Annotated in this window: 27 protein-coding genes; 9 read left to right on the top strand and 18 right to left on the bottom strand. The window is 69.3% G+C overall.

The annotated features are described in order from the left end of the window. The first annotated feature begins 218 nt into the window (after positions 1-218). The gene (locus F9C12_RS25385; RefSeq protein ID WP_409462054.1) at positions 219-560 is read left to right on the top strand and encodes a hypothetical protein; all 342 of its coding nucleotides are present in this window, start codon (positions 219-221) and stop codon (positions 558-560) included. A 4-nt stretch (positions 561-564) separates the two neighbouring features. Here the strand turns inward: F9C12_RS25385 and F9C12_RS25380 are convergent, their stop codons facing one another. After that, a complete protein-coding gene (locus tag F9C12_RS25380; RefSeq protein WP_409462053.1) occupies positions 565-1,728 on the bottom strand; it encodes an alpha-hydroxy-acid oxidizing protein in 1,164 nt (387 codons plus the stop codon). Between the two features lie 9 nt (positions 1,729-1,737). Continuing rightward, the gene (locus tag F9C12_RS25375) at positions 1,738-3,234 is read right to left on the bottom strand and encodes an aldehyde dehydrogenase family protein (protein ID WP_409462052.1); all 1,497 of its coding nucleotides are present in this window, start codon (positions 3,232-3,234) and stop codon (positions 1,738-1,740) included. 199 nt (positions 3,235-3,433) lie between these two features. Between F9C12_RS25375 and F9C12_RS25370 the strand changes: the two genes are divergently transcribed. Then, positions 3,434-4,069, top strand: coding sequence for an MBL fold metallo-hydrolase (locus F9C12_RS25370; RefSeq protein WP_409184328.1), 636 nt, complete (start codon positions 3,434-3,436; stop codon positions 4,067-4,069). Here F9C12_RS25370 and F9C12_RS25365 read toward each other — a convergent pair. The 7 genes from F9C12_RS25365 to F9C12_RS25335 all read right to left on the bottom strand — a co-directional run bounded on the left by F9C12_RS25365 (position 4,066) and on the right by F9C12_RS25335 (position 10,293). Then, positions 4,066-4,764: a DUF2334 domain-containing protein gene (locus tag F9C12_RS25365; RefSeq protein WP_409184327.1), complete on the bottom strand. Its 699-nt coding sequence runs from the start codon at positions 4,762-4,764 to the stop codon at positions 4,066-4,068. The two genes, F9C12_RS25370 and F9C12_RS25365, sit on opposite strands and share 4 nt — an antisense overlap. Before the next feature lies 1 nt (position 4,765). Beyond that, a complete protein-coding gene (locus tag F9C12_RS25360; protein WP_409462051.1) occupies positions 4,766-4,984 on the bottom strand; it encodes a hypothetical protein in 219 nt (72 codons plus the stop codon). 11 nt (positions 4,985-4,995) lie between these two features. Further along, the gene (locus F9C12_RS25355) at positions 4,996-5,856 is read right to left on the bottom strand and encodes a class I SAM-dependent methyltransferase (RefSeq protein ID WP_409462050.1); all 861 of its coding nucleotides are present in this window, start codon (positions 5,854-5,856) and stop codon (positions 4,996-4,998) included. A gap of 248 nt (positions 5,857-6,104) precedes the next feature. Beyond that, positions 6,105-6,596, bottom strand: coding sequence for an NADPH-dependent FMN reductase (locus tag F9C12_RS25350; RefSeq protein WP_409467070.1), 492 nt, complete (start codon positions 6,594-6,596; stop codon positions 6,105-6,107). Positions 6,597-7,649: 1,053 nt separating this feature from the next. Beyond that, on the bottom strand, positions 7,650-8,486 hold the full coding sequence (locus F9C12_RS25345) for a patatin-like phospholipase family protein (RefSeq protein WP_409462049.1): 837 nt from the start codon (positions 8,484-8,486) through the stop codon (positions 7,650-7,652). Between the two features lie 30 nt (positions 8,487-8,516). Beyond that, on the bottom strand, positions 8,517-9,338 hold the full coding sequence (locus tag F9C12_RS25340) for a helix-turn-helix domain-containing protein (protein ID WP_409462048.1): 822 nt from the start codon (positions 9,336-9,338) through the stop codon (positions 8,517-8,519). A gap of 73 nt (positions 9,339-9,411) precedes the next feature. Continuing rightward, complete coding sequence (locus tag F9C12_RS25335; protein WP_409184323.1) at positions 9,412-10,293, bottom strand: phosphoribosylaminoimidazolesuccinocarboxamide synthase; 882 nt, start codon at positions 10,291-10,293, stop codon at positions 9,412-9,414. A 47-nt stretch (positions 10,294-10,340) separates the two neighbouring features. Here F9C12_RS25335 and F9C12_RS25330 point away from each other — a divergent pair, with 47 nt between their 5' ends. Next, positions 10,341-11,135 carry an S-adenosyl-l-methionine hydroxide adenosyltransferase family protein gene (locus F9C12_RS25330; RefSeq protein WP_409184322.1) on the top strand — a complete coding sequence of 265 codons (795 nt, stop codon included), beginning with the start codon at positions 10,341-10,343 and terminating at the stop codon, positions 11,133-11,135. Here the strand turns inward: F9C12_RS25330 and F9C12_RS25325 are convergent. Beyond that, positions 11,018-11,905 carry an MOSC domain-containing protein gene (locus tag F9C12_RS25325; RefSeq protein WP_409462047.1) on the bottom strand — a complete coding sequence of 296 codons (888 nt, stop codon included), beginning with the start codon at positions 11,903-11,905 and terminating at the stop codon, positions 11,018-11,020. The two genes, F9C12_RS25330 and F9C12_RS25325, sit on opposite strands and share 118 nt — an antisense overlap. Before the next feature lie 84 nt (positions 11,906-11,989). Here F9C12_RS25325 and F9C12_RS25320 point away from each other — a divergent pair, with 84 nt between their 5' ends. After that, positions 11,990-12,511 carry an NUDIX domain-containing protein gene (locus F9C12_RS25320; RefSeq protein WP_409462046.1) on the top strand — a complete coding sequence of 174 codons (522 nt, stop codon included), beginning with the start codon at positions 11,990-11,992 and terminating at the stop codon, positions 12,509-12,511. On the opposite strand, the gene F9C12_RS25315 is transcribed toward F9C12_RS25320, so the two are convergent. The 7 genes from F9C12_RS25315 to F9C12_RS25285 form a co-directional block, all read right to left on the bottom strand. Beyond that, positions 12,471-13,211: an amino acid ABC transporter ATP-binding protein gene (locus F9C12_RS25315; protein ID WP_409462045.1), complete on the bottom strand. Its 741-nt coding sequence runs from the start codon at positions 13,209-13,211 to the stop codon at positions 12,471-12,473. The genes F9C12_RS25320 and F9C12_RS25315 overlap by 41 nt on opposite strands. Then, positions 13,208-13,948, bottom strand: coding sequence for an amino acid ABC transporter permease (locus F9C12_RS25310; RefSeq protein WP_409184319.1), 741 nt, complete (start codon positions 13,946-13,948; stop codon positions 13,208-13,210). The genes F9C12_RS25315 and F9C12_RS25310 overlap by 4 nt, the downstream gene beginning before the upstream one ends. 4 nt (positions 13,949-13,952) lie before the next feature. After that, positions 13,953-14,717, bottom strand: coding sequence for an ABC transporter substrate-binding protein (locus F9C12_RS25305; RefSeq protein ID WP_409184318.1), 765 nt, complete (start codon positions 14,715-14,717; stop codon positions 13,953-13,955). Positions 14,718-14,737: 20 nt separating this feature from the next. Continuing rightward, on the bottom strand, positions 14,738-15,541 hold the full coding sequence (locus F9C12_RS25300; protein WP_409462044.1) for a substrate-binding periplasmic protein: 804 nt from the start codon (positions 15,539-15,541) through the stop codon (positions 14,738-14,740). Positions 15,542-15,686: 145 nt separating this feature from the next. After that, entirely contained in the window at positions 15,687-17,114 is a 1,428-nt protein-coding gene (purB, locus tag F9C12_RS25295) for an adenylosuccinate lyase (RefSeq protein ID WP_409462043.1), read from the bottom strand. A 34-nt stretch (positions 17,115-17,148) separates the two neighbouring features. Further along, on the bottom strand, positions 17,149-18,297 hold the full coding sequence (gene dgoD / locus F9C12_RS25290) for a galactonate dehydratase (protein WP_409462042.1): 1,149 nt from the start codon (positions 18,295-18,297) through the stop codon (positions 17,149-17,151). An 18-nt stretch (positions 18,298-18,315) separates the two neighbouring features. After that, complete coding sequence (locus F9C12_RS25285) at positions 18,316-18,996, bottom strand: SDR family NAD(P)-dependent oxidoreductase (RefSeq protein ID WP_409462041.1); 681 nt, start codon at positions 18,994-18,996, stop codon at positions 18,316-18,318. Positions 18,997-19,076: 80 nt separating this feature from the next. Here F9C12_RS25285 and F9C12_RS25280 point away from each other — a divergent pair, with 80 nt between their 5' ends. The 3 genes from F9C12_RS25280 to F9C12_RS25270 are packed head-to-tail and all read left to right on the top strand — an operon-like array spanning position 19,077 to position 21,381. Continuing rightward, complete coding sequence (locus F9C12_RS25280; RefSeq protein WP_409462040.1) at positions 19,077-19,691, top strand: bifunctional 4-hydroxy-2-oxoglutarate aldolase/2-dehydro-3-deoxy-phosphogluconate aldolase; 615 nt, start codon at positions 19,077-19,079, stop codon at positions 19,689-19,691. Beyond that, positions 19,688-20,674: a lactonase family protein gene (locus F9C12_RS25275; RefSeq protein ID WP_409184312.1), complete on the top strand. Its 987-nt coding sequence runs from the start codon at positions 19,688-19,690 to the stop codon at positions 20,672-20,674. The genes F9C12_RS25280 and F9C12_RS25275 overlap by 4 nt, the downstream gene beginning before the upstream one ends. Further along, positions 20,671-21,381: a FadR/GntR family transcriptional regulator gene (locus F9C12_RS25270; protein ID WP_409467069.1), complete on the top strand. Its 711-nt coding sequence runs from the start codon at positions 20,671-20,673 to the stop codon at positions 21,379-21,381. The genes F9C12_RS25275 and F9C12_RS25270 overlap by 4 nt, the downstream gene beginning before the upstream one ends. On the opposite strand, the gene F9C12_RS25265 is transcribed toward F9C12_RS25270, so the two are convergent. Continuing rightward, positions 21,357-22,289 carry a GlxA family transcriptional regulator gene (locus F9C12_RS25265; protein ID WP_409462039.1) on the bottom strand — a complete coding sequence of 311 codons (933 nt, stop codon included), beginning with the start codon at positions 22,287-22,289 and terminating at the stop codon, positions 21,357-21,359. The two genes, F9C12_RS25270 and F9C12_RS25265, sit on opposite strands and share 25 nt — an antisense overlap. A gap of 71 nt (positions 22,290-22,360) precedes the next feature. Between F9C12_RS25265 and F9C12_RS25260 the strand changes: the two genes are divergently transcribed. Then, a complete protein-coding gene (locus tag F9C12_RS25260) occupies positions 22,361-23,017 on the top strand; it encodes an HD domain-containing protein (RefSeq protein WP_409184310.1) in 657 nt (218 codons plus the stop codon). A 13-nt stretch (positions 23,018-23,030) separates the two neighbouring features. Next, positions 23,031-23,444, top strand: a complete 414-nt coding sequence (locus tag F9C12_RS25255) for a Rid family hydrolase (protein ID WP_409462038.1) — start codon at positions 23,031-23,033, stop codon at positions 23,442-23,444. Positions 23,445-23,446: the final 2 nt, after the last annotated feature.

Raw genomic sequence — 23,446 nt, 5'->3', positions numbered from 1 at the left:
GATGTCCATTGTCCCCAGTCACCTCGTGTTCCGGTGGTCTTGATCCGGAACTCGAGCCTGGCGGCCGGGACGCTGGCGCTGATCATCTGAATGGCCCGGGCACAGTGGCCGTTCGGGTGGGGTTTGCCAGCGGGGATCAGCCGAATGGCTGAGAACGATCCCTGACGGTTTGTCGATATTTCGCCGTTTTGTCGGACCCCGTCGCTACTCTCCAGCCCATGAGCACTTCCCTCTACTACGACGCGAGCCGGGCGACCGCGCTCACTCCGGACGAGACCGCGGCGATCGAACGGATCGTCACCGACCAGCAGTCGGCTTTTCCTTACCCCGACGAGGAATCCCTCTTTCTGTACGAAGAGGACAGCAGCGAACCGGACACGGTCGTGGCCGGGTCAACCAAGCTGCCGTTCGATCCGGACCGGGTGATGCCGGTGCTCGAACACCTGCTGGGTTCGGTGACCGAGCTGCGCCGCGCTGTTCCGGACGCGCAGTGGCGCGTGCACCTGGACGATTTCGACCTCCCGTGGGACGAGAGCGAGGGGTATTTCCTGCCCTCGTAAGCGGCTAGCCGACTCTCCGCAGCGCTTCGCGGGTGAGGTCCGCCAGGGTCGGATAACCGTCGACAGCCATGATCAGGTCAGCTTCAGCGAGCAAGGTACGCAGAACATGGACAACGCCGTCCTCACCAGCCAAAGACAGGCCCCAGGCATACGGGCGGCCGACGCCCACCGCGGTCGCGCCCAAGGCCAGCGCCTTGACCACGTCGGCTCCGGAGCGCACGCCGGAGTCGAACAGCACCGGCGCGCCGTCCGCGGCGTCGACGACTTCGGCCAGGCAGTCCAGTGCCGGGAGGCCGCCGTTGGCCTGCCGTCCGCCGTGGTTCGAGCAGTAGATCCCGTCGACCCCGCCGTCGAGGGCGCGGCGGGCGTCGGCGGGATGCTGGATGCCTTTGACCAGCAGCGGAAGCTTGGTCAGCGACCGCAGCCAGGGCAGGTCCTCCCAGGTCAGCGGGTTGCCGAAAAGCTGTGCCCACAGTCCGATGGCGGCCGCCGGATCGTCCTCCGGCGCCTTGCCGAGCCGCTTCCGGAACACCGGGTCGGTGAAGTAATTGGCCAGGCAATGCCCGCGCAGCTGCGGGAAGTTCGCGGTCGACAGGTCGCGCGGCCGCCATCCAGTGACCCAGGTGTCGAGCGTGACGACGATGCCGCGGAAACCCGCTTCCTCGGCACGCTGCACCAGCGAGGCGGCGAGGTCCCGGTCAGTGGGCGTGTAGAGCTGGAAGAAGCCCGGGGTGTCGCCCAGTTCCGGGACGAGCGTTTCGATCGGGTCGACGCTGAGCGTCGAAGCGACCATCGGCACGCCCGTCCGGGCGCTGGCCCGCGCGGTCGCGAGGTCGCCGCGGCCGTCCTGCGCGCACAGGCCGATCACCCCGACCGGCGCGAGGAACAACGGCGACGGCAGCTTCATCCCGAACAGGTCCACCGACAGGTCGCGTTCCTTCGCGCCGACGAACATCCGCGGGACCAAGGCCCAGCGCGCGAACGCCTCGACGTTCGCGCGCTGGGTCCGCTCGTCGCCCGCGCCACCGGCCACATAGGACAGCACGGACGGCGGAAGTGCCTGTGCCGCACGCGCTTCCAGCTCCGCGTACGCCATCGGCAGGTCCGGAACGCGGCCGGACAATCCGGCGAAATAGATCTCGTGCTGGAAGTCGCCGAAGCCGGGCAACAGTTCTCCTCAGCGTTTGCCGTGCAGGACGGTGACCAGCTTGGCGACCAGCGCGTCCGTGGATTCCTTGCGGGAGAAGGAGGTGAGCGTGAGCGGCGCGGTGAACCGCTGCCGCGCCACCGCCTTCGGCCGGGCGAACTCGCGCAGCCCCTCCGGACCGTGGATACGCCCGAACCCGGAATCGCCGACGCCGCCGAAGGGCAGCGACGCGATGCCCGCGAACGACAGCGGCGCGTTCACCGCGGTCATGCCCGCCCGCAGCCGCGACGCCAGCTCGGCGCCGCGCGCCCGCGAGAACACCGTGGAACCCAGGCCGTACTTGGTCGCGTTGGCCTTCTCCACCGCCTCGTCCATGTCGCGCACCCTCGCGATGGTGACCGTCGGCCCGAACGTCTCCTCGCGCACGGCCTCGGAGTCCTCCGGCACGTCGACCAGCACGGTCGGCTGCACATACCGGTCGCCGACGCTGTCCACGCCGCCGACCAGCGCTTTCCCGCCCCGCTCGAGCGCGTCGGCGATGTGCCGGCGGATCACCGACAGCTGCGAGGGCATCGTGATCGGGCCGTACTGCGCGTCCTCGTCCGAACCCGCGCGCACGTTCTTCGCCTTCTCCACCACCTTCGCCACGAACTCCTCGGCCACCCGCTCGTGCACGTAGACCCGCTCGACGCCGATGCAGGTCTGGCCGGAGTTCGAGAACGCGCCCCACACAGTCGCATCAGCCGCCGCCTCGAGGTCCGCGTCCGTGTCGACCAGCAGCGCGTCCTTGCCGCCGGCCTCGATCACCACCGGGGTCAGCGTCTCCGCGGCGGCGGCCATGATCTTCTTGCCGGTCGCCGCCGAGCCGGTGAAGGCGATCTTGTCCACCCCGGAGCCGACCAGCGCGGCCCCGGTCTCGCCGAACCCGGTCACCAGCTGCAGCACCGGCTGCTCCGGCACGACCTCGGCGAACGCGTCCACCAGCCACTTGCCGACGCCGGGGGTGTACTCGCTCGGCTTGAAGACCACGGCGTTGCCCGCGGCCAGCGCGTACGCGATGGAGCCGAGCGGGGTGAACACCGGGTAGTTCCAGGGTCCGATCACGCCCACGACGCCGAGCGGGAGGTACTCGACGGTCGCGGCCTGGTTGGCCATCAGCAGGCCGGACGAGCGGCGGTGCTTGCCGAGCACCTTGCGGGCGTGCTTCGCCGCCCACGCGATGTGCTCGATCGCCAGCACGCTCTCGAGCTGGGCGTCCGCGATCGGCTTGCCGGTCTCGTCGCGCACCACCTGGCACAGCTGCGGCAGCCGCCGCGTCAGCACGCCCTTCCAGCGCTGCAGCCGCTCCGCGCGCCCGGCGAAACCGAGACCGGCCCACCAGCCCGCGGCCGCCCTCGCCCGCTCGACAGCGGCGCCGACCTGCTCGGCCGTGTGCACCGGGTAGGTGCCGACGACCTCGTCGGTGGCCGGGCTGAGCGAATCGAACGTCTCGCCGACGGGCGTCGGCTTCGGCTGGACCGCGGTCATCGGCGTCTCCCCGTCTCGGTGAACCCCCAGGCTACGAGGTTGCTGACTCTCTGCCAACAGTTGCCCGGGCTTCCCGCCAGCATGGCATCCGGGAAGCGGGCGCGGGAAGTCCTCCGACCGGGAGTCCTCGCCGGACGCCGACGCCGCACCGGCCCGAAGCGTAAGGTTGAGCCGACTAATCTGGTAAGGAGAAAACCTGATGCGGATCGTCCATTTCGGACATTCCTGCGTACTGCTCGAGACCGCCGCGGAGCGGATTCTGCTCGACCCGGGCACGTTCTCCACCGGCTTCGAGGCCGAGCGCGAACTGTCCGCGGTGCTGATCACCCACCAGCACTTCGACCACCTCGACGTCGAGCGGCTGCCCGACCTGCTCAAGGCGAACCCGGACGCGAAGCTGATCGTCGACCCGGGTTCGGCCGAGGCGGTCGAGAAGCTGCACCTGGAGTTCGAGGTCGCACGGCCTGGGGACGCGTTCGAGTTCGGCGGCACGGCGGTGTCGGTCGTCGGCGGCGAGCACGCGGTGATCCACGCCGACATCCCGGTGATCCCGAACATCGGCTACCTCGTCGACCACGGCGCGTTCTACCACCCGGGCGACTCGTTCTTCGTGCCCGAGCAGAAGGTCGACGTGCTCGGCCTGCCCACCGGGGCCCCGTGGCTGAAGGCGGGCGAAGCCGTGGACTTCCTGCGCGCGGTCGCGCCGCGCCGTTCGGTGCCGATCCACGAGGCGGTGCTGGCCAACCCGGCGATGCACTACGGGCTGTTCCAGAACCTCGCCCCGGAGGGCACCGACGTGAAGGTGCTGGAGCGAGGCGTCGCGACGGAGGTCTAGGCGGGAGCGGTGTGGCGCAGGGAGCCGTAGGTGCTCCCGAAAGCCCGGTTTTCGAGGGCGACGTCCACCGCGTCCAGCAACGCCTGCCGCAAGCCGGGGCGGCTGAGGTCAGCGGCGTCGATGCCAAGCCGCACCAGCCCGCCTCGGCGCGCGGCCCGGGCGGAGGCCAGTACGAGCGCGAAGCAGCGGACGGTCTCCGTACGGTGCGACTGACTCGTGAAGTCCTGCACCCGCGCACGCCGGATCTCTCCGGTCACCAGGTCCCGGACGGCGTTTTGGTCAGCGCACAGCTTGAAGCCGTGCTCCCGCAGCGCCTGCACAGTGCCGGGCGACGCGAGCCAACGCGGCGGCGCGAAGCCGTCGACAGCCACGCCGGTCGCGTCGAGCGCGGCCTTCGCGGCGATAAGCCGAAGCCGCGCTTCGTGCGCGGGAAGCGCGGCGAACTCGGCCTTACGCCCCAGGTGCACCGCGCGGTGCGTCGGCGGGATGCGGTGGTCGTAGCCGTTGAGCAGCACCGAGTCGCCCGCCGCGGCGCGCGTCCGGACCCAGGCGGTGACGGGTCCGTCCTCGGTGCGCGCGACATGCAGGATCGACAGCGGGACGTTCCGACGTTCGAGTTCGGCCGCCAGATGCGCACAACGGTGCAGCGTGCGCGTGGTGACCCCGGACAGCGAGACCAGCAGGCGAGCATCCACGTCACCATTGCGCCGCAGCCGGGTGGCGGCCGCCTGACCGCGCCGTGAACTGCGAGTGAGACTTACGCGGCGGACCGGTCCGCGTCAGCTCCACCCGCACGCCGCCCAGCGGGTCCGCCGTCCCTTCCCACCGCACGCGACCAGCCGGTTTGCCGTCGTGCAGCCAGGTGTAGGCCAGCACCTCCGGCGACCGCGATTCCAGTACCTCCGCCCCGGTCACCGCCGGGTTGATCAGTCGGTTTTGCGGCAGTGCCAGATGAGCATCGCCGGCACGTCCTTCGCCGCTGCCGCCAGCGCGTCCGGGACCAGGCCGTTCAGCGACCACGGCCAGAGATCCCACGGCCCGCCTCCCGGGACGTGCCGGGGAGTGGTCGAGGCGGGCTTCGGTTCCTGGCAGCTCACCGGCGCGAGATCCGCGGCGAAAAAGGCGCGCAGATAATCGCCGACGCGATGGTGGTTCGTGCGCACCCGGGCCGGAGCGCCGTCGACCGTGCGCACGGACGGGATCGATCCGCGCTGGACCTGCTCGGGGTGCACGTCGGAAAGGACGAGATGCCCACCCGGGGCGAGGACGCGGGCGAATTCGGCGATCACTGGCGTCAGGTCCGGCACGTGCGACAGCGCGAGGCCGCAGAGGACCAGGTCCTGCGAACCGTCGTCGACCGGGAGTTCGTGCAGGTCAGCGACGAGGGTCGAGTCCGCCTTGGCGTGGCTGAGCATCTCGGGCGAACCATCGACGGCGACGACGTGGTGCCCGCGCTCGACCAGGAGACGGGTGAGCCGCCCGGTACCGCAGGCGGCGTCGAGCGCGCGACCAGGCGGAATGGCGTCGAGGATCGCCGCGAGGTGAGGCTCGTCGGCGAAGGCCGCGTTCTCGCCGGAGTCGTACGCGGCGGCCCAGCGGGCGTAGCCATCTCGGGGGTCCAACTGGGTCACCTCGACCCCGCTAGCCAGGTCTTCGTCGGCCAGCAGCGCGCGGATCTCGGCCAGACGTGCTTCGACGAACTCGCGATCGTGCTCGCCGGTGAACGCGCGAAGCAGCGCCGCTCCTTCGATGCCGATGAGGTAGGCGAGGGGATGCTCGTAACTCACTCTTGTGGACGCTAACCGGGCAAATGCCACGGGGCCACCGATTTTCGCGCCAGGGTCCGGCCGCGGAAGTCCGTTGCTCCGCCTCACGGATTACGCTGTGCTGGCTTTCTTGCCCGGGAACTCCGGAATTTCCGCCGCGGCCGCATCGCATCAGAGGCTGCGGGCTCACCTCCCTTGCCGCGGAACAGGTTCGCGACCCTCCCGCCGCGGTACTGCCCGAGCGCGAGACAGCTCTCTCGCTTGGGCGCTTACGGGTTGACCGGTTTGGCCGCCTCCACAAGCCGCCGCACCGCGACCGCGACCCGCCCGCGCAGATCGGGGTCGATGAGGGCCCCGTTCTCGACGGCCTGGCGGGGAATGGGAATCCGCGCACATGCGTCGTCGACGATGCGGGTGCCCGCGTAGGTGAGCGTCTTGCGGAGGGATTCGTGCGCGTCCGCACCCCCGGTCGGCGCGGCAACCGAAGAGGCGTTGATCCACGCCACGGGTTTGCCGTACATCTCGCCGCCGCCGATGGTCCAGTCGAGCAGGTTCTTGAAGGACCCCGGCAGACCGCCGGCGTACTCCGGGGTGCAGAACAGGACGCCGTCCGCCGCCCCGATCGCCTGCCGCAACGCCACGACCTCAGCAGGCAACGGCTCCCGATCGCGATCCGGATTGAAATGCGGCAGCCCGGCAAGCCCGCCGTACACAGTGGACGCCGTGAACCCGGCCGCGGTCGCGATCACAGCCCCGTTCACCGAACCGGCCCGGAGGCTGCCGCTGATGAGGAGAAGCACGGGCCCAGTGTGCCAGCGCGGGAGTCGCTGCGGGGCCGGGTTTGGTCGGGGGTCGCCTGACTTTCACCCGCTGATACCGCACGCACGGGGATCGCCCGCACGACCCGCCGCCTGCCACGGCCGCCCTCGGAGCCGAACTTGCCGATGGCTGAGTGGCGGCGAACCGGGGCGACCCAGCGGAGCCCGAACTCCGGACCAGCCCGCTACGACAGGCCAGTTCCGCTCCCGAGCACGAGGGCTGCCAAATGCGGCTCGCACAGCACCGAGCCCAACCCGGCGGTGACTGAGCAACGGCGAACCGGCACGACCCAGCGGAGTCCAGACTCCGGAGCAGCCTGCCTCGACAGACCAGGCCCGCCCCGGAGTACGAGAGCTGCCGAGCGCGGCACCCACACCCCACATGAAACCGCACGGTGCCGAGCCGCACTCGGCAGTGGCTCAGCCGCGATGAACCGAAGCAGACCGCTCCGCAGCACGAGTGCTGCCAACTGCGGCTCCCGCGCCCACGCAAAACCGCACAGCACCGAGCCACACTCGGCGAGGGCTGAGTGGCGGTGAATCGGAGCGACCCAGCGAAGCTAGGACTCCGGAGCATCCTGCTTCGACAGACCTGGCCCGCTCCACAGCACGAAAGCCACCAAGCACGGCACCCACACGAAACCGCGGCACCGAGCCGCACCTGGCAGTGACTCAACGGCGGTGAACCGAAGCGGCCTGCTTCGACAGGCCAGACCCGCCCCGGAGCACGAGGGCTGCCAAGGGCAGCACCCACACTCACACGAAACCGCACAGCACCGAGCTGAACCCCGCGGGGGCTCAGCAGCGGCGAATCGGGGCGACCCAGCGGAGTCCAGACTCCGGAGCGGCCTGCTTCAACAAGCCAGGCCCGCCCCGCAGCACGAAAGCCACCAAGCGCAGCACCCGCACCAACGCGAAACCGCACAGCACCGAGCCCGCACCCGAACCTGGGGCAACCCGCCAAGGGTCAGCAGCGAGTCGTTAGGTGCACCAGCCTTACTTCCACACCACCCCTCCCCGTTGGCCTTGTGCCAAGCCCGCCGCCGCGGCTGCCGTTCGGGTTTCTGGGTCCAGTGGGTTTGGTCCGATCGCCGCGACTGAGGCCTCGTCCGGTTCCAGTACCGCTACCTTCGCTCCTGCCGCGCGCAGGTCCGCCAGTACCTGATCGAACGACCGCTCGGTCGGGAATATCTCCGTCGCGCCCATCGGGACGACCACTGTCACCTGGGCGAAACCTGTTGCGTAGTCGGCATTCGCGGAGGAGCGGACTCCGCCGTCGACGTACCGCTTTCCGTTGATCGGCACTACCGGCCAGACTCCCGGCACCGCGCAGCTAGCCGCCACCGCGGCGACCAGTGGGACGCCGGACGAGCGGTCGAACACCGCCGCCTCGCCGGTTTCCGCTTCCACCGCAACGATTTTCATCGCACGCTCGGGCCAATCATGGGACGGCAGGCGGGATTCGATCACCGCGCGCCGGTGCGGTTCCGGCACGGTTTCCGCGGCCAGGGCGTATTTCCCCACCGCTCGGCGGGTTTCCGCCGCGGTGCTGCCCTTGGACAGCACCGCGGCGAACTCCTCGCCGAACTTTTCCTGGTCGAACTCGGCCGCGATCTCCGCCGCTTGCAAGGCCGGATCGGTTTGCCTCGCGTACAACTGCGGCAGCGGCAATCCGCTGCCCAGCTGCGCCGCCACCGTCGCGCCCGCTGACGTGCCGATCAGCAGGTCGGCGTCGGTCAGGTCCGGGCCGGCTTCCGCCAGCCCGGCGAGCAAACCGGTCGCCCACGCGATCCCGGCGACGCCACCGCCGCCCAACACCAAAGCTCGGCTCATGCCGCTCCCTTCGCCAGTGCCCACTCTGCCTCAGGGCACCGACAATTTCCGAAGCGCCGACTCCAGCAGGGCATCCGTCTCCGGCTTCGGCAAGGCCAGCTCCAGCAACGTTTCCGCCACCTCGCGGTACTTCGCCACCCGCGCCGGGCTCGAACTGCTCGCGCTTTCCCGCAACAGCCGTTCGTGGACGATCGACGGCAGGTCCGCGAAATCGAAAATCGTGAACGCCCTGCCCAGGTCGGGACGGCGGTCCGCCGGGACCACTCGCACCTCGACCTTGCCTTCCGCCAACCGCTCACGCAGGTGCCACAGCTGTTCCGCCATCACCTCCGCGCCGCCGATCTTCTTGTGCAGCGCCGTTTCCCCCAGCGCCAGCACACACCGCGTGCCCGAATCGAACACCGCTCGCCGCGACAGCCTCTCGGCTACCTTCGCGTCCACCTCGTCCTCGACCGCGCCCGCGGCACTCGACAGCAACGCTCGCGCGTACCCGCTCGTCTGCAACAACGGCGGCACCACTTCCGGCTCCCAGCCGAACACTGCCTCCGCCGTGCGTTCCCACTCCAGGTACGGCTCTTCTCCGCCGTTGTCTATCCAGTCCTGCTCTCGCGCTCCTCGCGCCATCTCCACTATTCGCCTGCGCTCCGGCCCGATCACCCTGCAGTGCGCCAGTACCGCTCCGATGTCCTCCGGCTTCGGCAGCCGCAGTCCTCTTTCCCAGTTCGTCACGAAACCAGGCGTCATCCCCAGCAACCGGGCCAACTCTCTTACACCCAGTCTTCTTCTCTCCCGCGCCGCGCGTAACTCCAGGCCCAATGCCCTCGCGCGCGGTGTTGCGTACGGTGTGGTCATGGTTGCAGTGTGTCAGGGGGTGCCGACAGTTTTCGGGGTTCTCTCCCCTGGGCCCCTCGGCTGCTTCCCCGGGCTACAGCCAGTCCTCCAGCGACAACCCCGTCATCCTCTCGTACGCCTCCACGTACCTTCCCCTCGTCGCCTCCACCACTTCACTCGGCAACGGCGGCGGCTGCACGTTCGACGCCCTGTCCCAGCCCGACTCCGGCCCCGTCAGCCAATTTCGCACGTACTGCTTGTCGAACGACGGCTGCACCCTTCCCGGCTCGTACCCCTCCGCCGGCCAGTACCGCGACGAATCCGGCGTCAGCACTTCGTCCGCCAGCACCAGCGCTCCCGTCTCGTCCACGCCGAACTCGAACTTCGTGTCCGCCAGCAGGATTCCGCGCTTCGCCGCCACTTCCGCGCCACGGCGGTACACCGCGAGCGTCGCCTCGCGTAGCTCCTCCGCGCGCTTCGCTCCGATAGCCGCGACCACTGCGTCGAACGAAACGTTCTCGTCGTGCTCGCCGAACGCCGCCTTCGTCGCGGGCGTGAAGATCGGCGAAGGCAGCTTCGAGGCCTCCACGAGCCCTTCGGGCAGCTCTACGCCGCACACTGCGCCCGTACGCTGATAGTCCGAGTACCCGGACCCCGTGAGGTACCCGCGCGCGACAGCTTCCACCGGAAGCATGTCGAGACGGCGTACGAGCAGCGCGCGCCCGCGTACCTCGGCGGGGATGCGCGGGTCGTCGTACGCGACAAGGTGGTTCGGGATCAGGTCCGACAGCTGCTCGAACCAGAACACGCTCATCGCCGTGAGCACGCGGCCCTTGTCCGGGATGGGCGTGTCCAGGATGAAGTCGTAGGCGGAGATGCGGTCCGAGGTGACCAGCAGCAGGTGGTCGTCCCCGACCGCGTACAGGTCCCGGACTTTTCCGGCGGCGATCTTCGGGTAATCGGCGAGCGTCGTCACTGCTGCACCCTAACCCGAGCACCGCTATCGCGAGGATGATGCAGGTCATGGCCTACCGCTGGATTTCGTTCACCTCCGACTACGGGCTGCACGATGGCTTCGTGGCCGCTTGCCACGGGGTCATCGCCGGCATCGCGCCCGACGTACGCGTTCTCGACGTAACCCACCTCGTCCCGCCGCAACAGGTGCGCTCAGGCGCGGCAGTGCTCGCGCAGACCGTGCCGTCGCTGCCTAAGTCCGTACACCTGGCTGTCGTCGACCCAGGCGTCGGCACCGAGCGTCGCGGCATCATCGTGGTCGCGGCGCACGGCATCCTGGTCGGCCCGGACAACGGCCTGCTCTTACCCGCCGCGGAGGCGCTAGGCGGCGTGTACGCGTCGTACGTGATCGACGTGCGCACGCCGACGTCCGCGACCTTTCACGGCCGTGACATCTTCGCCCCCGTCGCCGCGAAGCTCGCTCTCGGCGCGCACCCCGGCTCCTTCGGACCCGCCATCCACGACCTGGTGCGCCTGCCAGAACCGCTGGTCGCGGCGTTCCCCGGCAAGCTCGTGTCGGACGTGCTGACCGTCGACCACTTCGGCAACGTCCAGCTCGCCGCCACCCCCGCCGACCTCGAACTAACCGGCTTGACCGGTGAGGTGACGGTGCACAGCGAGCACGTCGCGGTGTCCGCCGCGATCGGCCGGACCTTCGCCGACGTGCCGCGCGGCGCGAATCTCGTCTACCCCGACTCAGCGGGGAAGCTCGCCGTCGCGGTCAACGGCGGTTCGGCGGCTTCCGTGCTGCGGATCGGGCCCGCCGAGGAATGCACCATCACCGCGTCGCCGACCGCCAGCTGACCGGGCCGGGTCACCGCCGCCTTCATGCCGAAGAGGACGCCCCCGGACGGGTCGCGGTGGTACGCCGCGAGCGACCGGATCGGCTCCGGACCGGAGCGCTTGCCGGTTTCCTGGTCGACCATCGGCACCGCGCAACGGACGCACAGCTGCGCGTAGGCGAACTCGACGCCGCCGGCTTCCATCCGGCGCACCGCGTCCTCGGCATGCGGTTCCGCCCAGCCGCGGATCACGAGGTTGGGCCTGAACCGGTCCATCGGCACCGGCTCGCCGCCGCGCTGCGCGATGCGTTCGTTCAGGTGGTCCAAAGAGGACTCGGAGATGACGAGGATCGCGTGGCCGTCGGCGAACCGCGCGGTGCCGGGAGTCTCGCCGCCGGTGACGCGGTCATGCTCCGGAGTGACGCCGAGCAGCACGGACGGCTGACCCACCACGGTGGAAAACCACTCAGCGGCATCGGCACCCTGGTGGACGCCCTCGCCGGCCCAGTTGAAGGTGGACGCGGGGTGCCGTCGGCCGTCCTTCCGGACCTCGATGGTGAGGTCTTCGACGCCCGGCGCGGACAAGGCGAGGCGGGTGCCGCCGTCCAGCAGGCGGGGGCGGATCGCGGCCATGACGGGGAAACGGCGCTGGCTGCGAAAGTCGCCGTCGGCCGCGGTGACGATGAACTCGCGGTCGTGCGCGAGCCCGGCCGGGGTCACGTCGGCGGACTGGACTGTCGTGCCGGCGCAGCCTTTGACCGGGTAGTACGTGAGCCGCGAGATGGTCCCCATGGGTTCACGGTACCTGTTGGTCCGAAGGGGACTGGGGGGCACGATCCCGCACGGACGGCTGCCACGCCGGTACTCTGCGGACTCGTGGAGCTGCTGCCGTTCGACGAGTATGTGCGCTCGCTGCCGCGGAAGCGGATGTCGGCAGGCACCCTGCTGCGCGACGAAACCGGGCGCGTTCTCCTCGTCGAGCCGTCCTATAAGGACAGCTGGGACATCCCCGGCGGCGTATGCGACGCGGGCGAGCCGCCCTGGCGCACGGCGCGCCGGGAACAAGCCGAGGAAATCGGGATCGACCGCCCGCTCGGCCCGCTGCTGGTCATCGACTACGCACCGGACGACGGCCGGATGCCGGAAGGTCTCGCGTTCATTTTCGACGGCGGGCGAATCTCCGCGGCGGAAACCGCCCGCCTGACCCTCACGGATCCGGAGATCCTGGCCGTGCACCTCCTGCCGATCGACAAGGCGACTCAGCGAGTAACCCCGCCGCTGGCCAGGCGGCTTCAGGTTTCCTGGGAAGCCGCCCGGACCGGCGATTGCTTCATTCTCTGCGAGGACGGCCGTCCCCTCACAGCACCTGTGACAGGAACTGCTGCAACCGAGGGCTAGCCGGTGCGTCGAACACCTGCTCCGGCGTCCCCTGTTCCACGATCCGGCCCTCGTCCATGAACGCGACCTCGTCCGCCACGCTTCGGGCGAAGCCCATCTCGTGGGTTACCACGATCAAGGTCAGGCCACGGGAAGCCAGCCCCGCCATCAGGTCCAGGACGCCCTTCACTAGTTCCGGGTCCAGTGCGCTCGTCGCCTCGTCGAAGAGCATCACTTCCGGTTCCATCGCCAGCGCGCGGGCGATCGCCACTCGCTGTTGCTGGCCACCAGACAACGCGGCCGGGCGGTACGGGGCCTTGTCCGCGAGACCCACCTCCGCCAACCTAGCGCGGGCTACCTCTGCAGCGTCCTCTTTGGACAGACCGCGCACGCTGCGCAGCGGGAGCACGATGTTGTCCAGCACGCTTCGATGTCCGAACAGGTTGAAGTGCTGGAACACCATCCCCACCCGCTGGCGCAACGCGTCCGGATCCGAGGAAATGACGCTCTCCCCGTCCAGCAGCAAATCACCGCTGTCCGGTTCCTGCAGGCGGTTCACGCAGCGCAGCAGGGTCGACTTACCGGAACCGGACGGGCCGATCACACACGTCGTACTCCCGCTCGGCACCTTCAGGTTGACCCCGCGCAACACCTCCAGCGTCCCGAACCGGACGTGGATGTCGCGCAATTCCACCGAAGACGAACGAATCGCTGTACTCATACCGTCCCGCTCGCGATCATTTCCTTGGTCTCCGTGGTCACCTTCCGACCGGTCTGCAGCCGCTTGTCGATGTAGTTCACCAGGTGCGTCAGCGGAACCGTGATCACCAGGTACACCACCCCGGCGGCGACCAGCGGCGACAGGTTGCCCGTGTTGGCCGCGAGGTCCTGGCCGATCCGGAACAGTTCCCGTTGCGAGGTAAGGAAACCGAGGAAGTACACCAGGGTCGAGTCCTTCACCAGCGCGATGAACTGGTTCACCAGCGCGGGCAGTACCCGCCGCACGCCCTGCGGGATCACCACCAGCAGCATCGCCTTGGTGTAGCTCATGCCGAGCGCACGGCTCGCCTCCAGCTGTCCTTTGTCGACGCTCTGGATGCCGGCCCGGAAGATCTCGCCGATGTAGGCGGCGGCGATCAGGCTCAGCGCGGCGATGCCCAGCGGGTACGGGTTGTTGCCCACCAAACCGCGGGCGAGCAGGCCGACGCCCTGGCCGATCACCAGGATCGTCAGGATCGCGGGCAGCCCCCGGAAAATGTCCGTGTACACCCGCGCGGGCCAGCGCAGCCAGCGTTTCGTGGACAGGCCCATCACCGCGAGCACCATGCCGAGCAGAGTGCCGATGACAGCCGCGGCCACCGACAGGATCAGGGTGTTCAGCAGGCCGGTCTTGAGCAGGTCCGGGAAAACCTCCCAGATGTACTGCCAGTTGAGGAAAGTGTCGAAAAACTGGTCCATCAGGCTACTTCGTCTTGAAATCCGCGGGAACCGGAATGCTCGGCTCGAACTGCTGGTGCACCCGCGCCCAGGTGCCGTCCGCGACGGCCTTCTTGATGCCGTCGTTCAGCTTGGCCAGCAGTTCGTTGTTGCCCTTCCGCACCGCGTATCCGTGCGGGATGCTGGTCGTGATCGCCTTCGTGACCTTCAGCTCCGGGTTCTTGCTCGCGTAGTCCTCCGCCGACACCTGGTCGAACACCGCGCCGTCGATCGCCGAGGACTTCAGCCCGCTCAGCGCCGCCGCGTCGTTCGGGAAGCGGACCGCCTGCGCCTTCGGCGCGTTCGCGGCGAGCCAGGTGTCCGACACCGTGCCCTGCACCACGCCGATCCGCTTGCCCGCCAACGAGTTCTCGTCGGAGATGCCCGCGCTCGCCTTCGCCTCGATGCCGAGCGACTGGTAGTTGTACGGATCGCTGAACGCCACCGTCTTCTTGCGCTCGTCGGTCTGCGCGATCGCCGAACTGCCGATGTCGAACCGGCCGTTCGCGACGCTGCCGAGCAGGGCCGAGAAATCCGTCGCCACGAATTCCAGCTTCAGCCCCTCTTTCGCGGCGATATCCTTCAGCAACGCGTTGTCGAACCCGGTGAATTCGCCGTTTTCCTGGTACGCGTTGGGCCGGGAGTCGCTGAGGGTGCCGACCCGCAGGGTGGTCTCGCCTGCGTCGCCACCGCACGCGGTGAGACCGGCGACCAGTGCCGCCGCGAGGGCGGTGACGATCAGTTTTTTCATGCCACCAGTGTGCCCTCGCATCAGGAGTTCGCCACCGGGAGGCCCGGTCCGCCCTTCTCCAGCTCCTTCGCGACCGGCGCTTCCTTGAAGAACTGCGCGTGCAGCCGGGCCACGGTGCCGTCCGCGATCGCCTTGGCCAGCCCGTCGTTGATCTTCTTCAGCAGCTCGGTGTTCGACTTGGCGACCGCGAAGGCCGACGGGGTGTCCTTGTCCGCGACCGTGTAGCCGAATTCCAGCGGCACCGTCGGGTTCTGGTCGATGTACTTCTGGCCGATGTCCTTCGGCACGACCCAGCCGTCGAGACCGCCCGTCTTCAGCTGCGCGAAACCGGCGTTGTAGTCCGGGAACCGGACCACCTGCGCACCGGCGAGCTTGCCGGCGAACTCGTCCTGCACCGAACCCTGCACGACGCCGACGCGCTTGCCGGCGAACGAGTTCGCGGCGGGCAGCGCGGCGCCCTTCTTGCTGACGACGGTGGTGTAGCTGGTGTCGTAGCCGTTGCTGAACGCCACGGTCTTCTTGCGCGCGGCGGTCGCGGAGATCGTCGAGCTGCCGATGTCGAACTGGCCGCCGGCGACCTTCGCGAGCAGCCCGGAGAACTCGGTGCCGACGAACTCGACCTGGAAGCCCTCGCGCTTGGCGATGTCGCGCAGCAGCTCGTTGTCGTACCCGGTGAACTGGCCGTTTTCGAGGTAGATGCTGGGCGGGGCGTCGGTGAGGGTGCCGACGCGCAGGGTCTGCCCAGAAGCGTCCGAGGATCCGCACGCCGTAAGGCCCGCGGTGGCGGCGACTACGACGGCGAGCGTGCTGAGGAGCTTTCTCATGACTTCTTCCTGAGTATCCGGGGTGCGCAGACGAGAAGCGCCAGGCCGCGGGTCGGCGGCCTGGCGCTTCCGGGTTCGGCACGAAGACTAAAAGCTTCGCCCGATCGAGTAATGCCGTCTCAGCACGTGGACGGCGTGCGCGCACTCACAGAATCGGCTGCGGCGCGTACGCCGCGGCATCCGGGAATCGCTTGAGCACGTCCTCGACGCGCGCCGCGACCTCTTCGACCTGACGCGGGGCCACGCCGGTGAACGAGATCCGGTCGGCGAGGAGTTCGTCCAGCTCAGCGCGGTCGAGCGGGATCCGTTCGTCGGCCGCGAGCCGGTCGAGGAGGTCGTTCTCCGCGCCGCGTTCGCGCATCGCGAGGGCGACCCCGACGGCGTTCTCCTTGATCGCCTCGTGAGCCGTCTCACGCCCGACGCCCCGGCGCACCGACGCCATGAGCACCTTCGTGGTGGCGAGGAACGGGAGATAGCGATCAAGCTCACGCTCGACCACGGCCGGGAACGCGCCGAATTCGCCGAGCACGGTGAGGAAGGTCTCGAGCAGGCCGTCGAGCGCGAAAAACGCGTCCGGCAGCGCGACGCGGCGCACCACGGAATCCGAGACGTCGCCCTCGTTCCACTGGTCGCCGGCCAGTTCGCCGATCATCGACAGGTAGCCGCGCAGCACCACGGCCAGGCCGTTGACGCGCTCGCAGGACCGGGTGTTCATCTTGTGCGGCATGGCCGACGACCCGACCTGGCCGGGTTTGAAGCCCTCGGTGACCAGCTCGTGCCCGGCCATCAGCCGGATCGTCTTGGCGAGGCTGGACGGCGCGGCGGCGAGCTGGACCACGGTGGACAGCACGTCGAAGTCGAGCGAACGGGGGTACACCTGGCCGACGCTGACGAACCGGTTGCCGAACCCGAGGAACTCGGCGATCTTCGTCTCCAGCTGGTCCAAAGTGGACTCGTCGCCGAGCAGGTCGAGCATGTCCTGCGAGGTGCCGACCGGGCCCTTGATGCCGCGCAGCGGGTAGCGCTCGATCAGGTTGTCCAGCCGGGAGAACGCGACGAGCAGCTCGTCGGCGGCGGTCGCGAAGCGCTTGCCGAGCGTGGTGGCCTGCGCGGCGACGTTGTGCGAACGGCCGGCCAGCACCAGGTCGGAGTGTTCGACGGCGAGCGCGGCCAGCCGGGACAGCACCGCGGCGACGCGGCCGCGGACCAGTTCCAGCGACCGCAGCTGCTGCAGCTGCTCGACGTTCTCGGTGAGGTCGCGTGAGGTCATGCCCTTGTGCACGTGCTCGTGCCCAGCGAGGGCGTTGAACTCCTCGATCCGGGCCTTGACGTCGTGCCGGGTGACGCGTTCGCGGGCGGCGATCGAGTCGAGGTCGACCTGCTCGACCACGCGCTCGTAGTCCGCCAGGACGCCTTCGGGCACCTCGACGCCCAGCTCGGCCTGAGCCCGCAGCACGGCGAGCCACAGCCGCCGCTCGAGCACGACCTTACGTTCGGGCGACCAGAGCGCCACCAGCTCCGGCGAGGCGTAGCGGGCGGCGAGCACGTTCGGAATGCGGGGCTTGTCCGTCACGCGGCCACGATACCTGCGCAGGTCAGCGCGGCGGTCACCACTCCGTGAAGCTGCCGTCTGGCAGCCGCCACACCGGCGACCGCCAGGCGTGCCCGCTCTCGTCGGCGCGCCGCACGGCCTCTTCGTCCACCTCGATGCCGAGGCCGGGTGCGGTCGGGCGCGCGGCGTAGCCGTCGGTGAACCGGAACAACTCGTCGTCGGCGAGATAAGCGACCGGCTCGCGGCCGTCGTGGTAGTGCATGCCGAGGCTTTGCTCCTGGATCAGGAAGTTCGGCGTCGCGAACGCGACCTGCAGCGCGGCGGCGAGCGAGATCGGGCCTAGCGGGCAATGCGGGGCGAGGTTCGCGCCGTACACCTCGGCCAGCGCGGCGATCCGGCGCAGCTCCGAGATGCCGCCCGCGTGCGACGGATCCGGCTGCACCACGGCGACGCCCGCGTCCAGCACCGGTTTGAACTCCCAGCGCGAGAACAGCCGTTCCCCGAGCGCGATCGGCACCGTCGAGGCCTCGACCACCGACTTGACCACGTCGGCGGGCAGTTCCGGCAGCACCGGCTCCTCGACGAACATCGGCTGCACTTCTTCGAGCATCTTCACCAGCCGGCGCGCCATCGCGGGCGAGACGCGGCCGTGGAAGTCGATCGCCAGGTCCCGGTCGGGTCCGAGCGCTTCCCTTGCCTCCCGCGCGCGGGACAGCGCGGCTGCGGCTTCGGCGGGCGTGGCGATCGGCCCGAGCGGACCGGCGACGTTCATCTTCACCGCGGTGAAACCCCGCTCGACCTGCGCGGACACCGCGTCGAAGATCCCGGACGGACGGTCGCCGCCGACCCACGAGTACACCCGCACTTTCTCGCGCACTGGACCGCCGAGCAGCTCGTGCACCGGCGCGTTCCGGGCCTTGCCCGCGATGTCCCACAACGCCTGGTCGAGCCCGGCGAGCGCGCTGGAAAGCACCGGACCGCCGCGGTAGAAACCGCCGCGCCGCAGCACCTGCCAGTGCTCCTCGACGCGCAGCGGGTCTTTGCCGATGAGCAGTTCGCTCAGCTCGTGCACGGCCGCTCGGACGGTCCCGGCCCGTCCTTCCACGACCGGTTCGCCCCAGCCGGTGATGCCCTCATCGGTGCTGACCTTGAGGAACAACCAGCGCGGCGCGACGAGGAACGTTTCGATCCCGGTGATCTGCACCCTTGTCTCCTAAGCGGACTAAGCGGAATCTTTCGCGGCCGACCAGCCGCCGTCGACGGTCAACTCGGCGCCCGTGACGAACGACGCCGCGGGCGAGAGCAGGAACGCGATCACCGCGGCGATTTCGGCCGGGTCGCCGAGCCTTCCGGCGGGCGTCGCGCGGACGCTGCGTTCGCGGTCTTCCTTGCTGATCCGGCTCCACGCTTCGGTCTCGACCGGACCGGGCAGCACCGAATTCACCCGCACTTCCGGCGCGTACTCCACCGCCAATTGCCGGGCCAGGGAGACCAACGCGCCTTTGCTGGCCGCGTACGCCGGATGGCCGGGCAGCCCGAATCGCGCGTGTACCGAGGAAACCAGCACCACGGAACCGCGCCGCGCCCGCAACGACGGCAGGCAGGTCCGCACGGCGAGGTACGACGCGGTGAGGTTCACGTCGAGCTGTCGTTGCCATTGCGCGCGGCTGGTTTCGTGCAGGGGGCCCGAAGTCGGCAGATACGCGTTGCTGACCACGGCGTCGACTTCGCCCGCAAGATCAAGAACCCGTTGCCACGTCTCGTCTTCGGTCACGTCTCCTTGCACGCCGCCGGGCACCGGGGCGAGGTCGACGCCGATCACCCGGTAGCCGTCGGCGGTGAGCTGGAGGGCGGTCGCGGCTCCGATCCCGGACGCCGCGCCGGTCACCACGGCAGTGCGCATGGTCCGCAAGCATGCCGCGCCGCCCGAGCAGCGGTCAAGAATAATTAGTAATTTATAATTCTCCTGCTAGGCTGGCCGCCATGGGATACCGGTGGGAGATCACGCGCGAAGCGGTGCGCCAGGGCGTCGTCGGAATCGTGCGGACGGCGGACGCCGCCTCGGCCGTCGCCGCCGCGCGGGCAGTGCTCGACGCTGGGTTGAAGTCGGTCGAAGTCCCGCTCACCAACGCGGGTGCGCTTGTCGCCATCGAGGAGCTGAGTGCCGCCTATCCGGACGCCACGATCGGGGCCGGCACGGTGCTCGACGAATCGTCCGCGACGGCCGCAATCCGGGCAGGTGCACAGTTTCTCGTCTCCCCGTCGCTGCACACCGAGGTCTTGCGTACCGCTCATCGGTACGGCGTCGCGGCGCTGCCGGGCACCGGTTCGGTTACCGAAATCGTGCGTGCGATGGAGGAAGGTGCTGACGCCGTAAAGGTTTTCCCGGCTTCCACGCTCGGTCCGCAGTGGATCAAGGACGTGCGCGCCGCGCTTCCGCAGGCTCCGCTCGTGCCGACGGGTGGAATCGCTCCCGAGGACGTGCCACGCTGGCTCGACGCGGGCGCCGTCGCCTGCGGGATCGGGTCGGCGCTGACCCGTGGATCCGCTGAGGACATCCGGGCCCGAGTGGCCGCATTAGTGAGGGAGAACTCGTGAGCGACGTCGTACTCGTCGGCTGCCGTACCGCCGAAACCGGCGGGAAGGGTACGGGAATCGCGGTTTTCCGGCGCTCCGGCGGCGAACTGGTCGCGGATTCGACCGTGCCGATGGTGTCGCCGACCTGGCTGACCCAGCATCCCGCGCTGCCGATGGTGTACGCGGTCAACGAGACGAGCTACGGCGAGATCACCTCCGTTTCGGTCGCCGACGGCCTGGTCGCGCTCGACGTGGTCGAATCCGGCGGGGCAAGCCCGTGCCACCTCGCGGTGACGCCGGACGGCCGGTTTCTGTTGTGCGCCAACTACGGCGGCGGCAGTCTCGCGGTGTTCGCCCTGCGCGAGGACGGCCGGATCGACGGACGCACGGACCTGGTGCAGCACACCGGGAGCGGGCCGCGCGCCGACCGGCAGGAAGGCCCGCACGTCCACATGGCGGTGTCCTCGGCGGACAGTTCGGTGGTGAGCGCCGTCGACCTGGGCACCGACGAAATCCGCAGCTACACGCTGTCCCCGCAAGGAAAACTCACCCCGCTGGCCGTTTCGGCGCTGCCGCCGGGCACCGGACCGCGGCAGCTCGTCCGCGGCGCGGACGGAATCGCTTACGTGGCAGGGGAATTGTCCGGCGAGCTGATCACGATGCGGGAGACTTCGCCGGGAGCGTTCGAGTTCGTCGAGGCGACCCCTTCGACGGTGGCGGGCGGCGAATCCCTGGTGGCACACTTGGAAGTACTCGACTCCGGGATTTACCTGTCCAATCGCGGCCCGGAATGCATTACGTCGTTCGCCGGGACTCCGCTGCGCGCGACGGCGGATCAGCGATGCGGTTCTTATCCGTGGAACTTCGCCGTGGCGGACGGGCTGTGCTACGTCGCGGCGTTCAAGGACGACGCCATTTCCGTTTTCCCGTTGAAGGACCTCGGAAACGCGGAGGTCCGTGATTACCCGGCTGGCTCCCCGACGTGCGTGCTTCCGCTCCGGTGACCGACCATCGCCCTCGCGGCCTGCACGGACAGACCGTGGAAACGCTCGCCGCGCGCATTCTGTCCGGCGAATGGCGCGAGGGCATGGTGCTGGATCTTCCCGCACTGCGCGAGGAGCTGGACATCAGTCTCACCGCGCTGCGGGAAGCGTTAAAAGTGCTGGCCGCAAAGGGAATGATCGGCGCGCGGCAGAAGCATGGCACGTTCGTGCAATCGCGCGGGAATTGGCAACTGCTCGATGCCGATGTCATGCGCTGGCAAACCACCGCCCGCGGAAACGCCGGTCTGCTGGACGAATTAGCCGAAGTCCGCGCGGTGGTCGAACCCGCTGCCGCGCGGATGGCCGCCGAGCGCGCGACCGCCGAAGACCTTGCCGCCCTTGAATCCGCGCTCGACGCCATGGTGGCCGCGCCGGATCTGGAAGCGAGCGTCGAGGCGGATTTGTCCTTTCACCGCAGCCTGTTGGCCGCCGCGCACAACAACTTCCTGCTCCAGATCGAACGCGTCATCGCGATCGGCCTGGCGGAACGGGACAAGCTGGTGCACAGCGCCGGTCCCGCCGGCGATCCGGTGCCGAGCCACCGCCGGGTACTCGACGCCATCGCCGCGCATGACCCGGTCGGCGCGGAGACCGCGATGCTGGAGCTGCTGGCCACCTCCGCCGCCGACGCCAAGCGAGCGGGTCAGGAAGTGAACGCCCGGCGGTAAGCCGTCGGGGTGGTCCCGAGCACGCGCCGGAAGTGCAACCGCAGGTTGGCCGGGGTGCCGAGACCGCAATCCCGCGCCACCCGGTCCACCGAATAGTCGGTGGTTTCCAGCAATTCCCGCGCTTTGCCAAGCCGGGCGTTGAGCAGCCACTGCAGCGGCGTCGTCCCGGTTTCCTCGGCGAACCGGCGCAGGAAAGTCCGCTGCGACATCCCGGCGTGCCGGGCGAGCAGCCGGATGCTGAGCGATTCGTCCAGTCGCCGCAACGCCCATTCCCTGGTGGCCGACAGCGAAGCATCCCCAGCGTCCGCGAGCGGCGCGGGGACGTACTGCGCCTGCCCGCCCTCGCGGTGCGGAGCGGCGACCAGACCGCGCGCGATCCGATTCGCGACCGCGGCGCCCAGATCGCGGCGCACGATGTGCAGGCAGAGATCGATGCCACAGCACACGCCTGCTGAGGTGAGCACGTCGCCCTCGTCGACGTAGAGGACGTCCCGGTCGACCTGGACCGCCGGGTATTCCCGCTCGAATTGGTCGAGGTATTCCCAATGCGTCGTGGCGTGCAGACCGTCCAGCACCCCTGCCGCGGCCAGCGCAAACGCACCCGTGCAGATGGACACCACTCGCCGCCCTCGGTCGCGTGCCTCGGCCAGCAGCTCGACCGCCGCTTCCGGCGTTGGGCCGATCGGGTCGTAACCCGGCACGATCACCGTGTCCGCCGCGCGCAGCTCCTCGATCCCGCCCTCGGCGGCCAGGGTGAACCCGGCGCTGGTGGAAACCGTGGGGCCAAGCGCGCACAGCGTCATCTCGTAGTGCGTTTGCGGCCGGACGTGAAACACCTGCGCCGGGATCGCCAAGTCCAGCGGGAGGACGCCGTCGAGTGCCAGCACCGCGACCCGATGCACCGTCATGGCAAGATTCTATCGAAGTACGGCAAACTTGCCACTCACCAGGTCAGCGGCTCGCGGTCCACCCTGAAGACATGACCGAACTCCTTCCGGACCCGGTGCTCGCCCTGCCCGCGACCCCGCTGGCGGACGCCGTGCTCGACGTCGTCCGCCCGGTGGAATCGCAGTCGGTGTTCAACCACAGCGTCCGCACCTATCTGTTCGCCCGCCTCGTCGCCGACCGGCTCGCCCTGTCGGACTTCGACGACGACCTGCTGTTCGCCGCGTGCGTCATGCACGACATCGGCGTGGCCCCGGACGGCCCGCACGTGGAACGCTTCGAGGTCGAGGGAGCCGAACGCGCGGCCAGATTCCTGGTCCAGCAAGGGGTTTCGCCTGGCGACGCCGACCAGGTCTGGCAGGCCATCGCCCTGCACACCTCCGCGGGCATCGCCGAACACCGCGGTCCGCTGTGCGTGCTTGTCCGCGCCGGGGTCGCCGTCGACTTCGGCGGACCGATCGGTGCCGAGTACCTCGACGCAGTCACCGACGAGCAGGGCGCGGCGATCCACGCGGCCTACCCCCGGCTCGAGATGGTCCGCTCGCTCACCGACGCGATCGTCGCTCAAGCCGCGAAAAACCCGAAGAACGCGCCAGTGCCGTCCGTGCCCGCGGATTTCCTGCGGGAACGCGCGGCCGACGGCGAAACCCGGCTGGAACGCGCCAGCCACGCTTCCCGCTGGGGAAGCTGAGAAAGGAAGCCACATGCATTCCGTCGAAATCCCCGAGGACTCCGAGGTTTTCGGGCCGTCCGGAGCCTCCGCCTTCTCCCGCTTCGGCTACTCGGCCGCCGTCCGCGCGGACCGCCTTCTCTTCATCGCGGGCACGATCGGCCGCCGCCCGGACGGCGAGATCGCGGAAACCGTCGAGGAGCAGACCGAGATCGCGCTCCGCCGGATCGAGGAAATCCTCCGCTTGGAAGGCCTCGACCTCTCCGCGCTGGTCGACGTCACGAGCTACCACGTCGACATCCACCAGCACCTGCCCGGTTTCCTGGAAGCCAAAAAGCGCCTCGTGCCCGCCGAGCCGTACCCGGCGTGGTCGATGATCGGCGTCAGCGGGCTCGCCAGTCCGGGGCTGCTGGTCGAAATCCGCGCCACCGCGGCGTACCCGGACTGACT

It is taken from the genome of Amycolatopsis sp. GA6-003 (assembly GCF_046267895.1).
Classification (GTDB): domain Bacteria; phylum Actinomycetota; class Actinomycetes; order Mycobacteriales; family Pseudonocardiaceae; genus Amycolatopsis.
Note: the sequence above shows the minus strand (reverse complement) of the source record. Positions and strands in the feature narration are given on the sequence as shown.

What these genes read in the sequence shown, in the direction of transcription:
- F9C12_RS25310 (WP_409184319.1), bottom strand. Translation starts at nt 13,948, where the DNA reads ATGGACCAGTTTTTCGACACTTTCCTCAACTGGCAGTACATCTGGGAG.
- F9C12_RS25370 (WP_409184328.1), top strand. Translation starts at nt 3,434, where the DNA reads ATGCGGATCGTCCATTTCGGACATTCCTGCGTACTGCTCGAGACCGCC.
- F9C12_RS25285 (WP_409462041.1), bottom strand. Translation starts at nt 18,996, where the DNA reads ATGCGCACTGCCGTGGTGACCGGCGCGGCGTCCGGGATCGGAGCCGCG.
- F9C12_RS25340 (WP_409462048.1), bottom strand. Translation starts at nt 9,338, where the DNA reads ATGACCACACCGTACGCAACACCGCGCGCGAGGGCATTGGGCCTGGAG.
- F9C12_RS25385 (WP_409462054.1), top strand. Translation starts at nt 219, where the DNA reads ATGAGCACTTCCCTCTACTACGACGCGAGCCGGGCGACCGCGCTCACT.
- F9C12_RS25300 (WP_409462044.1), bottom strand. Translation starts at nt 15,541, where the DNA reads ATGAGAAAGCTCCTCAGCACGCTCGCCGTCGTAGTCGCCGCCACCGCG.
- F9C12_RS25345 (WP_409462049.1), bottom strand. Translation starts at nt 8,486, where the DNA reads ATGAGCCGAGCTTTGGTGTTGGGCGGCGGTGGCGTCGCCGGGATCGCG.
- F9C12_RS25280 (WP_409462040.1), top strand. Translation starts at nt 19,077, where the DNA reads ATGGGATACCGGTGGGAGATCACGCGCGAAGCGGTGCGCCAGGGCGTC.
- F9C12_RS25315 (WP_409462045.1), bottom strand. Translation starts at nt 13,211, where the DNA reads ATGAGTACAGCGATTCGTTCGTCTTCGGTGGAATTGCGCGACATCCAC.
- F9C12_RS25375 (WP_409462052.1), bottom strand. Translation starts at nt 3,234, where the DNA reads ATGACCGCGGTCCAGCCGAAGCCGACGCCCGTCGGCGAGACGTTCGAT.
- F9C12_RS25325 (WP_409462047.1), bottom strand. Translation starts at nt 11,905, where the DNA reads ATGGGGACCATCTCGCGGCTCACGTACTACCCGGTCAAAGGCTGCGCC.
- F9C12_RS25265 (WP_409462039.1), bottom strand. Translation starts at nt 22,289, where the DNA reads ATGACGGTGCATCGGGTCGCGGTGCTGGCACTCGACGGCGTCCTCCCG.
- F9C12_RS25305 (WP_409184318.1), bottom strand. Translation starts at nt 14,717, where the DNA reads ATGAAAAAACTGATCGTCACCGCCCTCGCGGCGGCACTGGTCGCCGGT.
- F9C12_RS25330 (WP_409184322.1), top strand. Translation starts at nt 10,341, where the DNA reads ATGGCCTACCGCTGGATTTCGTTCACCTCCGACTACGGGCTGCACGAT.
- F9C12_RS25260 (WP_409184310.1), top strand. Translation starts at nt 22,361, where the DNA reads ATGACCGAACTCCTTCCGGACCCGGTGCTCGCCCTGCCCGCGACCCCG.
- F9C12_RS25255 (WP_409462038.1), top strand. Translation starts at nt 23,031, where the DNA reads ATGCATTCCGTCGAAATCCCCGAGGACTCCGAGGTTTTCGGGCCGTCC.